This is a genomic window from Virgibacillus byunsanensis, assembly GCF_042675965.1.
GTDB classification, from domain to species: Bacteria; Bacillota; Bacilli; order Bacillales; family Amphibacillaceae; genus Virgibacillus_R; species Virgibacillus_R byunsanensis.
This window is the reverse complement of sequence record NZ_JBHTKJ010000012.1, coordinates 41750-54690: the sequence shown is the minus strand read 5'-3', so window position 1 is coordinate 54690 and position 12941 is coordinate 41750. Positions and strand designations below refer to the sequence as shown.

Below are 12941 nucleotides of genomic sequence, written 5' to 3'. Positions count from 1 at the left end.
TACTATGGTTTTAAGATAACTTTAATACAATCATCTTTTCTTTCATTAAATATATCATATCCATGTGATGCCTCATCTAATGAAAGGGTATGCGTGATGATAGTTGTAGGATCAATTTCTTTATTCACAACCTGTTGGTAAAGCTTCTGCATGTAACTACGTGCTGGGGCTTGCCCCATTTTTAAAGTAATGTTACGTGTGAAAAATGGGCCTAACGGAAACATATTATATAAGCCTCCGTATACACCGGTTAATTGAACAACGCCATTTTTTCGTACTGCTTTTGTAGAAATCTGGATAGGACCTAAAGTACCGCCTTGTAATTTCATTTTCTGTTCTACATATTCAAGCGGTGACTTTTTTCCATCCATTCCTACACAATCAATGACAATATCAGCTCCACCTTTTGTTAACTCTTTTAACGTCTCTCCCATATCATCATATTTTGTGAAATCATATATCTCCGTCTTATTTACTTTTTGTGCATGATTTAATCGATAATCAAAATAGTCCACTGCGATTACTCTTTCTGCCCCTTTTTGCCATGCGAATTTTTGTGCCATTAAACCTATTGGACCGCAACCTAATATGATAACAGTATCACCTTTCTTTACTCCCGCATGTTCCACACTCCAATAAGCAGTTGGCAAAACGTCGGATAAAAATAATAGCTGTTCATCGTCAAGCTCACAATCCTGTGGAATTAAAAAAGGCGTATAATTTCCATAAGGTACCCGTAAGTATTCAGCCTGTCCACCAGGATAATCACCAAACTTTTCTGAATACCCAAAATACCCACCTGAATCATAATGAGGATTTGAGTTATCACATTGACTTTCTAAGTGGTTGTTGCAATAAACACATGTACCACAAGCAACCGTAAACGGAATAACGACACGATCTCCTTTTTTAAGTTTTGTTACTTCAGAGCCTATTTCTTCAACAATTCCCATTGGCTCATGACCAATAATATACCCAATAGGTAGTGGAAAGTTTCCTTGATATAAATGTAAATCAGAACCACAAATGGCAGTTGAAGTTACTTTAATAATAACATCCTGGGGATCCTGAATAGTGGGGAATTCTACGTTTTTAACCGCAACAGATTGCTTACCTTGATAGGTAACAGCTCTCATATCTTTGTTCCTCCTGTACCATTAATCTTAACTACCTCGTATATTGTGTAAATTATTTGCAAATTATACGGTTGTAATAGTTAAAAAAACAGAACTCATCTTTATTTCAAAATGAGTCCTGTTTCATTTAGTCTCTAATAAGCGTTCTTGCATCGACTACAATAGCAAACAATAATGTTGCTGCTGCTAAATGTAGAACGGCAAACGAAATGGATACTAACGATACGATTGTCATGACCCCTATGATAAGTTGTATAAGTATTACTACAAGTGCGAGAACCATATGCGTTTTTAATCTTGAATTATAAATTGAAAATACTTTATATGTAGTAAAAAGAATATAAAACGTTGACAATATAGCTAGTAATCTGTGTATGGATTGTAATATTTCTGGTATTGTTGAAGGAATTGCCTCTGCACCACATTCCAACCAACCACAAGCTAAACCGTAATGCTGGTGTTTAATATAAGCTCCGAGTCCAATGGTGATAAATAAAAGTATAACAATCCTATTGATATGCTTTTTAATCTGGTGGTTATCATTACTTTCCCGTATCACATATCCACTATTAAAGCGCCAAAACCAAATTAAAATTCCTAAGAAAATCATTGCAATTAGTAAATGTATAGTGATTATAATAGATGGTAGATGATAAAATACTACAATTGCGCCCATAACCAATTGTAGAATAAGTAATCCAAGCATCCAATTCGCAACGGTTCTTTCTAAGTTACTACTATTCTCTTTCTTCACCTTTACAAAAATAATAATGGTTAAGAAGAACAATAATGCACCTATTACACGATGACCAAATTCAATCAATGTATCACCCTGTAAGTCCGGAATGACCTCACCATTACATAATGGCCATTCAGGCCCACAACCCATCCCTGATTCTGATGATGCTACATACCCTCCAAACACAATTAAAAAATAGGTAAGGATAATCGTAAAAAAAGCTATTTTTCCTCTAGACAAACACAACACTCCTTTCCGAGTAGAATAAACACTAATAGTGTAGCAAATAGTCTAATTAATCATTGTGTTCTGTATCACTTCTATTAAATTAGTTTTGTTGTTTAACATTTTCACGTAAACTATAAATACGATTAACTTTATAATGGGGGAATAAATATGAATCTAATTTTTGTATATGGCACATTACGGCAAGGGGAGCGAAACCATCATTATTTGGAAGGGTCCCGGTGTATTTATATGCAAGCGTGGGTAAATGGGCAATTATTTGATACAAGTTACGGATATCCTATAATGAAACCTTCAGACTCTGTGAAAGTTTTCGGTGAAGTGTATGAGGTAACAGATGCACAGTTTGACAGAATTAATGATCTAGAAGGGTATATAGAAAACGGAAGTGATAACTTATATGAACGTGTACCGATCACGGTTTATAACGATAAAGGCAATATAATAGAAGCAATTACCTATGTCAGTGGTCGATCGTTGGAACATTCAATTGATGATATTCCTTTTGGTGATTGGAAGGTATTTCAATATTTACAACAGGAAAATTTGCTTTACTTTGCCTATGGATCTTGTATGGATGACGAACGCTTTAAACTTGCTAATGTACATGCACTATTCAAAGCCATTGAGGGAAAAGGAATGTTAGATGGACATGGATTACGTTTTTCGAAAAGTACATCTGATGGCGGGAAAGCAGACATAATTGAATCCAAGGAAGAGTACATGGAAGGAGTCGTGTATAAAATTTCAATGGAGGCACTTGACTATCTATACAAGCGAGAAGGAGTATACAACAACGGCTACCGACCTGCAGTAATTACCATTGAGTTGAACGGTAAAGCAGTCGAAGCGCTAACTTTTATTGGAATTACGAAAATGCCAGAAACAAAGCCGACAGTACTATATGCAACTGAAATTATTAGAGGTGCTACGGGAATTTTAAATGAATCATATATAAATATGTTACAGACAAAAATCGACTTATTAATGAAATAAATTAAATACGTTAACAGAGTTTAAAACAGGGATTCAATTATTTTTTAGCGAATGTATAATTAACGAAAATACATTTGGGGGTAACTAATGAACAAGATAAAAATAGTTTTTCTTATAGTAGGGGAGTGGTTTTATTATTTGGTATGATAACTCTTTTTAACACCTGAAGCTCCGTTATCCAAGGTGGAAATGGATGAAGAACAAGCAATTAGTCATTTTACGGAAGCTTTAACATATCAAACGATATCATATCAGGATCGAGAACGATTTGATTTAGATCACGTTTGATGAATTTCTAACTTTTATTCGGAATAGTTATCCAAACGTTCACGAAAAGTTTGAATTTGAAAAGGTAAATGGCTACTCATTAATTTATAAATGGATTTGTCATGATTCCAGCAAAAAACCTATTGGCCTAACGGGACACTATGACGTTGTACCTGTCCTTGAAGGTACAAAAGCGAACTGGAATCACGGAGAAATAAAAATGATTAAAAATGATAACACTAGGTTATATAGGAGGTCATAATGGTTTTTTCAAACGAAGAATTAACAAAGTGGAAACAAACATACCCGTTATTAACCGAAATTTTGGCTTTACAACCAGTTTTTTGGCAAAACCCAATTATTTTATCGGATAGTGAACTAAACAAATTGCCTTTGACTAAACAAGACATGGAGGCAGCAGAGCAATTATGGGTTAGATTTGCCTCATTTTTAGCGGCTGAATTCCCAGAAACAAGGGAAGCAAATGGATACATTGAATCTCCCTTAAGGCAAATCAGTAAGATGGAGCAGAAATTAGCTGATACTTTTACTCATCCCATACATGGTGATCTTTATCTTAAATGTGATAATGAGTTACCTATTGCTGGGTCAATAAAGGCAAGAGGTGGGATATATGAAGTACTGCATTATGCAGAATCATTAGCACTTCAAGAAGGTCTATTGCAGCAGCATGATAATTATGAAATTTTCTCCAGTGAGAAGTTTAAAAAATTTTTCCAGCAATATACCATCGGTGTAGGTTCTACAGGAAATTTAGGATTAAGTATTGGGATCATCAGTGCAAAACTTGGTTTTAACGTATCTGTATACATGTCTGCAGACGCAAAACAATGGAAGAAGGATTTACTCCGAGAAAAGGGTGCACATGTTCATGAGTTCACCGGAGATTTTAGTGAAGCAATATCTACTGGAAGACAACAAACAATTGCTGATGCTAAAGGGTATTTTGTTGATGATGAAGATTCCAAACATTTGTTTTTGGGTTATAGTGTAGCTGCATTCAGATTGAAAAAACAATTGGATGAGAAAAATATCACCGTGAACCGTGAACACCCATTGTTTGTTTACCTACCATGCGGAGTTGGAGGTTCTCCTGGTGGAATCACATTTGGATTAAAGCAAGTGTTTGGTGATAGTGTACACTGCTTTTTTGTGGAACCAACACATTCACCATCCGTTTTAATAGGATTATTAACTGGAAAAATGGATGATATAAGTGTTCAGGATTTTGGCATCGATAATCAGACCGCTGCAGATGGATTAGCTGTAGGAAGACCGTCAAGATTTGCCACAACCATAAGTGATCAATTGGTAAATGGTATCTATACTATAGAAGATGATACGTTATTTCAGTTACTTGCCATGCTTGTTGAGACAGAGAACATTTTTCTTGAACCCTCGGCATTAGCAGGGTTAATAGGACCACAACGAATTGCTCAATCAAATTATGCAAAAGATACAGATATTAAACAAGTCACTCACATTGCATGGGCAACAGGTGGTGCTCTTGTACCAGATGAGGACATGCAACGTTTTTATGAAAAAGGTAAATTATTCCTATGAAATAGTAAAACCTGTATAACCGTTTGATCGGTTATACAGGTTTTACAGGTTCTTAGATTAGTTATTGCGGTTATTGTTGTTATTATTATTGTTGTTGTTTCTGTTGCGATTTCTGTTGTTATTGTTATTGTTGTTATCTACGTTCTCATCAAGAAACTCGTTTTCATTGGCAAATTCAACGTTGTTAACATCTCGGTTGTTGTTATTGTTGTTGTTGTTATTGTTGTTACGGTCAAGATTTCTGTTGTTGTTATTGTTATTGTTGTTCAAAAAAATGCACTCCCTTAATTTTTTTTGCAAAGCCAATGTAGACTTCACCTACAAAATTATTGTGTCCCATGAAATAAAAATTATTTATTATCATACATATTTTTATTACCAAAATATCCCACAAGTACACTAATTTCTTTTATAAGTTCTAATTATGTAGGGTAAAATACATATTATCGTGGTTAACGATTATCTTATTGTGTTGCGGAAAAGGTAATATGTTATTATGTATATAAAAATACTATGAATTAAACTATACAACACAACAGAAGGGTTGCTTAACATGAAAGTAGTAAATAACATTACTGAATTAATTGGAGAAACTCCAATTTTAAAACTAAATAAAATGATTCCAAACGATGCAGCTGAGGTTTTCGTTAAACTTGAAGCATTTAATCCAAGTAAAAGCGTCAAAGACCGAGCAGCATATAATATGATTAAAGTAGCTGAAGAAAAAGGGCTAATAAAACCAGGAGATACGATAATTGAACCGACCAGTGGAAATACTGGAATTGGTCTTGCAATGAATGCAGCTGCAAAAGGGTACAAGGCAATTATGGTTATGCCAGATAATAGTACACAAGAAAGAAGAAATATACTAAAAGCTTATGGCGCTAAAGTCGTTTTAACACCAAGTGCTGAGAAAATGCCAGGAGCAATTGAGAAAGCATTCGAACTTCAAAAAGAAATTCCAGGTAGTTTTATACCGCAACAATTTGAAAATCATGCAAATCCCGATATCCACCGAACAACTACAGCTCTTGAAATTTTTGATCAAATGGATGGTAATTTAGATGCCTTTATTTGTACTGCAGGAACAGGCGGAACGGTTACAGGTACAGGTGAAGTGCTAAAAGAGAAAATTTCCGACCTTTTTATTACGGTTGTTGAACCTAAAGGATCTCCAGTATTATCTGGAGGCAAACCAGGAAAACATAAATTAGTCGGAACTAGTCCAGGATTTGTGCCTGAGATATTAAATACATCTATTTATGATGAAATTATGCAAATCGATGATAAAGATGCAGTAAACATGTTTAAAGAGATCGGAAAACGAGAGGGATTATTTGTAGGGCTTTCAGGAGCTGCAGCAATATTTGCGGCTATTGATGTTGCAAAACGTTTAGGTAAGGGAAAGCGTGTTTTATGTATCGCTCCGGATTCAGGTGAACGATACTTAAGTATGAACTTATTTGATGAAAACTAAATTTTTTAATGTAAATGGTTCTTTTTAGTATCCCAATAATGTACTTTTGGAAGTCCCCAGTATACCCAGTACTCGTGTATGAGAGAAGAACCAACAAATAGTAATAATAGCCAATCAAGATTTTTCAAAGTAATCTCTCCCTTCATTATAATTAGATATATTTTAGTGAAGGATTGTCTAAGAACCTTGATATGTAAAATTGCTAGGAATTGATTAGTAAAAAAGTATTGACAGAGTACCAAAAGTTATCATACAATATGTAACAATACTTAACAATTAAAATATCATTCGGCAATGAACGGAAAAAAGTAATGTCTTATCTCCCTGTATTAGAGAGCTGATGGTGGTGTGAATCAGTCAAAGATAAGCATGAATTACAATCCTGGAGCTTCTTTCTCATTCGTAATGTGAAATCTTTATGAAGGGGAAACGGTCATCTCTGATCGTTAACAAAATGAAGTGGTGAATTGAATTATTCACAACTAGGGTGGTACCGCGATTACAATCGTCCCTACTGGTTTTTTAATCAGTAGGGATTTTTAAATTTGAATAAATAATAAGCAACGAAAGGACACAAGTAGTGTCTTATCTCCCTGTAAAAGAGAGCTGATGGTGGTGGAAGTCAGCCAAAGATAAGCATGAATTACAATCCTGGAGCTTCTTTTTCTTCGTTAAGACTATTCTTCATGAAGAAAAAGACGGTCAATTGATCGTTATCAATAACAAGAGGTGGACTGTTATATGTTCACAACAAGGGTGGTACCGCGATTACAATCGTCCCTGTCGTTTATGTTTTTTCGACAGGGACGATTTTTTATTTGGGGGAGTGATGCATAGCATATATTTTCTAATAAAAGTGATGTTTTACACTAATAAAAAATAATTTTAGGAGGAATTAGAAATGAGTACAAATGAGCTAGCAGAACTACGTAATAAAATAGACGAGGTAAACTTACAAATCTTATCATTATTGAATCAACGGGCAGAAATCGTTCAAGAAATTGGTACACAGAAAGAAAAGCAAGGGATAATCAGATTTGATCCGGTTCGAGAGCGTCAATCACTTGATTTGATTAACGAGAACCATAATGGACCATTTGAAACATCAACCATACAACATATATTTAAGGAAATCTTTAAAGCAAGTTTGGAGTTGCAGGAAGATAACCACAAGAAAGCATTATTAGTTTCTCGTAAAGCACGCCCTGAGAATACGATTGTAGATGTGAATGGAGAAACATTTGGAGATGGGTCACAACGCTTCATTATGGGTCCATGTGCAGTGGAAGGCTATGAGCAAGTAAGATCAGTTGCTAAAGCAATGAAAGAACAAGGCCTTACATTAATTAGGGGAGGCGCATTCAAGCCTCGTACATCTCCTTATGATTTCCAAGGATTGGGGATAGAAGGTTTACAAATTTTAAGAGAAGTTGCAGACGAATTCGGAATGTCAGTTGTAAGTGAAATTCTTACACCACAAGATGTAGAACAGGCTCTAGATTATGTAGATGTTATTCAAATAGGAGCTCGTAACATGCAAAACTTTGAGTTACTTAAAACGGTTGGTAAGGTGAAAAAGCCAGTCTTATTAAAAAGAGGGCTTTCAGCAACCATTGATGAATTTATTAATGCAGCCGAATACATTATTTCCCAGGGAAATGATCAAATTATTTTATGTGAGCGTGGTATTCGCACATATGAAAAAGCAACAAGGAATACATTAGATATTTCTTCTGTTCCTATTTTGAAACAGGAAACACATTTGCCGGTTGTAGTAGATGTAACACACTCTACTGGAAGAAAAGATTTACTATTCCCTACAGCTAAAGCAGCATTAGCAATTGGAGCAGACGCAATCATGGCCGAAGTTCACCCAGACCCTGCCGTCGCTTTATCTGATGCAGCTCAACAAATGAATATACCGGAGTTTAACGATTTCATAGATAAATTACAAGAATTTAAAGATAAGTTAGCATAAATTTGGAGAAGTAGACCCAGATATGGTCTACTTCTTCCTTTGTCTTCACCATTTCCAGTAAATTGTTTTGACACAATAACACATACCCTTTATGATAATTAAAGTAATTCATACTAATTTTATCAGAAAAGGGTGCTTTAAATGGAAAATACAACTAGAGTTCAACCTATAAATGAAGTGAAAGATCCAATAACTCAAAAGAATACAGAATTAAATAAACCGCAAATGCCACTAATAATTGGCGGATTAATCATTGGGGCACTATTGATGGTGTATCTCATGATTACACAGAATATGGTACAGCCGTTACTACTGGTCATTGGTCTGTTGCTTGGATACACATTATTCCATGCTCGTTTTGGCTTCACATCAGCATTTCGTAGATTAATGTCAGTTGGTAATGGACAAGCTTTACGTTCACACATGTTAATGTTAGCCGTTGCAGTTACCTTATTTGCCCCCATTTTGGCATTTGGGTATTCATTCTTTGGTGGAGGGGTGACAGGTTATGTGTCGCCACTTGGTATTAGTCTTTTAGTAGGTGCCTTTATGTTTGGTATAGGTATGCAGCTTGGTGGAGGGTGTGCTTCTGGTACACTTTATGCAGTAGGCGGCGGACGAACAGTAATGTTTGTTACACTATTATTCTTTATTGTTGGTTCAACTATTGGAGCTCGTCACCTACCATTCTGGACAGAAGACATGCCTGCATTTGAACCTATTTCGCTAGCAACATCTACAGGACTTGGGTATGGTGGTGCTTGGGCATTATCCATTGCATTATTCGGCTTAATCTCTTGGATTACCTTAGTTGTCGAGAGGAAGAAAAAATCGCCAAAAATGGCTCCCTTGCCTTCAACTAAAGGATGGAAACGAATTTTCCGCGGATCATGGCCATTGTTTGCAGCAGCTATAGCATTAGCAGTTCTTAACGCATTAACATTAATGACTCGTGGTGCGCCGTGGGGTGTTACCTCAGCTTTTGCATTATGGGGCTCAAAAGTAGCACAATTCTTTGGTATCGATGTTGCCAGTTGGGGATATTGGCAAGGTGCAAACGCTCAAGTACTAGAATCATCCATATTTATGGACTCTACAACTGTATTAAACCTTGGTGTTATTTTAGGAGCATTCTTAGCATCAGCAGTAGGAGGGCTTTTCAAGCTTACCAAGATTAATGTAAAAAATGTTACCGCAGCTGTTATGGGTGGTTTACTCATGGGATACGGTGCACGATTGGCATTTGGATGTAACATTGGTGCATACTTCGGTGGTATAGCTTCATTCAGTCTTCATGGATATATATGGGGAGTTCTTGCATTAGCAGGTACATTTGTAGCATTATATCTAAGACCACTGTTTGGACTATCTGTACCAAAATCAAAAGACTCGTTTTGTTAAAAATTAAATTGTATGTAAAGAAGCCGTTCCTTTTGGGCGGCTTTTTTAGAACAAAAAATAAAGTGAATTAAATTTGTAATTTGATTCACTCATATTAAAGGAAAAACTCGGAAATACTAACCTTGTCATCACTTAAGATGGAGGTATAGTATGAAAAATCAGGATCAGCTTAAGAAACAAATCAAAAATATTTTAGATGAAACAAACAGTTCAGCTGTATTAAATGATGTAATGAACAATGGGTTTGAACAGTATCCAGGACAGAATGAAAGACTCACAAATACTAGTCAGCTCTCTGAACAAGAGCAGATTGTAAGGCGAAACACAGATGGAAAAACGTGGATTACTAGAAGAAATGAATAAAGCTATTTCAATACCTATCAAAAAAAGCAGTCTTCTACTTACTTCTGGAAGATTGCTTTTTTACGATCTTTCTATGAATCCTTCAGGCACTCGTAATAAAGGCATTTACTACTCCTAAGCCTTTAATTTTATCAACATCTTGAAGAACATTCTTTCTTCCTGAATATGGACCAGTTTCTACACTATAAAGTTCTCCGCCATCTGTTTTATAAGTCGTAATATTAGTACTAATATTATTTTTAGTTATTAAGTTATACTGTTGTTGGGCCCGTTTCTTACTATTGGTTGTCTCAACTACAATTTTATACTTTCCCATAAAAAAACTCCCTTATTTATTTACAACTAATATATTCGACTAACAAGCATATGAATGGTCGTTGGACATGGCTTTGTATAAATTGATAAAAGAATCTATTGGATTATAATAAGTGATAGTGAAGTTGTCTATTGAAGTGCACATTTTTATATGTAATATAAATAAAAGCTGTTATTCTAATCAAGAAATTATACAACAAGTATCTATATGATAAAATGAAAACATCTTATCATGAGGAGAATGTTTATGAAAGATTATAAATTAGATCACATCGGTATTGCTGTTAGAAACTTAGAAGAAAGTATTCATTTTTATGAAAATATTTTAGGAGGTAAATTAATTGATCGGTACAGAAGTAATTCCAAAGGTGTAGAAAGTGAAATTGCTACCATAGAGGTAAATGGAACTCGTATTGAATTACTTTCTCCAACTAATAATACCACCTCTCCAATTGCCCGTTTTTTAAAACAGAAAGGAAAAGGTGTTCACCATATTGCATATTATGTCCATGACCTAGAAGAGGCTTTAGAAAATTTAAAGCATGAAGGTATTCGTATCCTGGAAGAAACATTTCGAACTAATCCTCATGGAAGAAGATTAATTTATTTGAATCCAGTTGATACAGAAGGGACGATTATAGAATACTGTGATTACCCGGATCAATAGTGATCAAATTGTATTCAACTCTTACCAACTGAAGTATAACCTTCTGTATCAACGGAGTTATCCTTGTTTATCAGTTCATATTGATCAAGTTGCCCTAAAACTAGTTATTACTACGCCCCTGAACACCAGGTTTTGATAAGTTTCGCTGATTTATCCATACTCGATTATGGTTGGAGTTTTCTGGAAACTTCTCTCCAGCTTCAAGCTTTACTTGTCGCGGATCGTTTACATTACTACCTGTTTCACCACTTTCTATATAAACTCCATTATTCGGTGCTTTTTGTCCAACACGAAATTGAGACTGTTCACCCATATTAATCACTCCCATTCTTATTTTTCTTATTATGGTTTACGAACAATTTAATTATAATTGGAAAAGAAAGGATGACAGGGAGGAAATTGATATGTATATTCTAAACGTACAAAGACTGTTAAACTTTAAAGAGATTAAATATTAATTATAAAAATCAATCTTGAAGAAACAATTCAAAGGAGAAATAAACTTGGAACGATACATTGTAATTGGTGCAGGAATCCTCGGGGCCTCGACAGCCTATCATCTTGCTAAAAATGGAAAAAAAGTTATACTCATTGATAAAACTGACCATGGAGAAGCAACTCGTGCTGCAGCAGGTATCATTAGTCCATGGCTATCACAAAAAAGAAACCCTAAGTTGTATAACGTCATTGAAGAGGGTGCCAACTATTATCCAGCACTCGTAAAGGAATTAAACCAACTTGGTGTTCATGTGACAAGCTATTCTCAAGTTGGATCCCTCTATTTACATAAAAGTGATAACAAATTAGACATAATGGTAAACGATGCGACTGAAAGACGAGAAACAGCACCAGAGATCGGTGAAGTATCCATGTTTTCAGGACAAGACGTCGAACAATTCGTACCAATTATGTCAGAACGAATGGGAGCAGTTCACATAAGTGGTGGAGCCAAAGTTAATGCGGATGAATTTAGATATGCATTAATAGAAGGAGCCCAAAAATATGGGGTAGAAGTGATTGAAGGGGAGGCACAATTAAAAGAGGGTAAACAAGTAAACGTTCACGTGAATGGCGAAACATACACCGGTAAAAAAGTAATTGTGACAAACGGCGCATGGGCTGAACAATTACTTGATGAGATCGGCGTGAAATTTAAAGTGAAATCCACAAAAACACAGATTTTATATCTCGAAATGCCAAATCAAGACACAACGTCTTGGCCTGTTATTATGCTTCCAAATAATAAATACATCGTTGGTTATCACAATCACCGGGTTGCTGTTGGGGCAGAACATGAAGAAAATAACGATTTCGATCCTAGTGTGTCTGCTGGTAGTGTATATGATATTTTAAAAACTACTTTTAAATACGCCCCCGGATTAAGAGAAGCTAATTTCATTGAATCACGTGTTGGATTCAGACCATCAACTTCTCATGTTCATCCGGTTTTTGGTGCTTTACCACAAAATCAAAACATGATCATTGCCAATGGCCTTAGTGCATCAGGTATTACAAGCGGTCCTTTTTTAGGCTCTGAGATAACAAAACATATCTTAGGTCAAGAGACGGTATTAAATGCAATGGATTATCAGTTTTAGTAATTATTTTCCCATAACTACTTGACGAAAAGTGTTTTTGTTGTTATATTTAAAATTAATTATTCTTGTTCGGGTGTTAAGGAAAGAAAAAAGTAACTAGTAAGTCACTTTAGTCTGGAATGAATATGCAGAGCATTAATAGTAATACAATGTGGATCAGATCCACGCAGGAGG

Annotated in this window: 12 protein-coding genes and 2 other annotated features; of the genes, 8 read left to right on the top strand and 4 right to left on the bottom strand. The window is 35.3% G+C overall.

The window, feature by feature from the left end; all coding sequences use genetic code 11:
• Window positions 1-2: 2 nt before the first annotated feature.
• Together ACFQ3N_RS05480 and ACFQ3N_RS05475 are read right to left on the bottom strand one after the other, a co-directional pair.
• Window positions 3-1136 (bottom strand): zinc-dependent alcohol dehydrogenase, encoded by a 1134-nt coding sequence (locus ACFQ3N_RS05480; RefSeq protein ID WP_390360306.1) that lies wholly within the window; start codon window positions 1134-1136, stop codon window positions 3-5.
• A gap of 127 nt (window positions 1137-1263) precedes the next feature.
• Window positions 1264-2115 (bottom strand): COX15/CtaA family protein, encoded by an 852-nt coding sequence (locus ACFQ3N_RS05475; RefSeq protein ID WP_390360304.1) that lies wholly within the window; start codon window positions 2113-2115, stop codon window positions 1264-1266.
• Between the two features lie 156 nt (window positions 2116-2271).
• Between ACFQ3N_RS05475 and ACFQ3N_RS05470 the strand changes: the two genes are divergently transcribed.
• From ACFQ3N_RS05470 to ACFQ3N_RS05445, 6 genes are all read left to right on the top strand, one after another.
• Window positions 2272-3117, top strand: a complete 846-nt coding sequence (locus ACFQ3N_RS05470) for a gamma-glutamylcyclotransferase (protein ID WP_390360303.1) — start codon at window positions 2272-2274, stop codon at window positions 3115-3117.
• 528 nt (window positions 3118-3645) lie between these two features.
• A complete protein-coding gene (locus ACFQ3N_RS05465; RefSeq protein ID WP_390360301.1) occupies window positions 3646-4968 on the top strand; it encodes a D-serine ammonia-lyase in 1323 nt (440 codons plus the stop codon).
• 553 nt (window positions 4969-5521) lie between these two features.
• Window positions 5522-6445, top strand: coding sequence for a cysteine synthase A (gene cysK, locus ACFQ3N_RS05460; protein ID WP_390360298.1), 924 nt, complete (start codon window positions 5522-5524; stop codon window positions 6443-6445).
• Window positions 6446-6730: 285 nt separating this feature from the next.
• Window positions 6731-6961 (top strand) — a binding site (T-box leader).
• Window positions 6962-6999: 38 nt separating this feature from the next.
• Window positions 7000-7230, top strand: a binding site (T-box leader).
• A 116-nt stretch (window positions 7231-7346) separates the two neighbouring features.
• The gene (locus ACFQ3N_RS05455; protein WP_390360296.1) at window positions 7347-8423 is read left to right on the top strand and encodes a bifunctional 3-deoxy-7-phosphoheptulonate synthase/chorismate mutase; all 1077 of its coding nucleotides are present in this window, start codon (window positions 7347-7349) and stop codon (window positions 8421-8423) included.
• Between the two features lie 141 nt (window positions 8424-8564).
• Window positions 8565-9824, top strand: coding sequence for a YeeE/YedE family protein (locus ACFQ3N_RS05450; RefSeq protein WP_390360294.1), 1260 nt, complete (start codon window positions 8565-8567; stop codon window positions 9822-9824).
• Between the two features lie 150 nt (window positions 9825-9974).
• Entirely contained in the window at window positions 9975-10187 is a 213-nt protein-coding gene (locus tag ACFQ3N_RS05445; RefSeq protein ID WP_390360292.1) for a hypothetical protein, read from the top strand.
• 82 nt (window positions 10188-10269) lie between these two features.
• On the opposite strand, the gene ACFQ3N_RS05440 is transcribed toward ACFQ3N_RS05445, so the two are convergent.
• Entirely contained in the window at window positions 10270-10503 is a 234-nt protein-coding gene (locus ACFQ3N_RS05440; protein ID WP_390360290.1) for an SPOR domain-containing protein, read from the bottom strand.
• A gap of 246 nt (window positions 10504-10749) precedes the next feature.
• Here ACFQ3N_RS05440 and ACFQ3N_RS05435 point away from each other — a divergent pair, with 246 nt between their 5' ends.
• Window positions 10750-11169 carry a VOC family protein gene (locus ACFQ3N_RS05435; protein WP_390360288.1) on the top strand — a complete coding sequence of 140 codons (420 nt, stop codon included), beginning with the start codon at window positions 10750-10752 and terminating at the stop codon, window positions 11167-11169.
• 100 nt (window positions 11170-11269) lie between these two features.
• On the opposite strand, the gene ACFQ3N_RS05430 is transcribed toward ACFQ3N_RS05435, so the two are convergent.
• Window positions 11270-11482, bottom strand: a complete 213-nt coding sequence (locus ACFQ3N_RS05430; protein WP_390360287.1) for a YjzC family protein — start codon at window positions 11480-11482, stop codon at window positions 11270-11272.
• A gap of 190 nt (window positions 11483-11672) precedes the next feature.
• Here ACFQ3N_RS05430 and ACFQ3N_RS05425 point away from each other — a divergent pair, with 190 nt between their 5' ends.
• Entirely contained in the window at window positions 11673-12767 is a 1095-nt protein-coding gene (locus ACFQ3N_RS05425) for an NAD(P)/FAD-dependent oxidoreductase (RefSeq protein WP_390360286.1), read from the top strand.
• The last annotated feature ends 174 nt before the right edge of the window (window positions 12768-12941 follow it).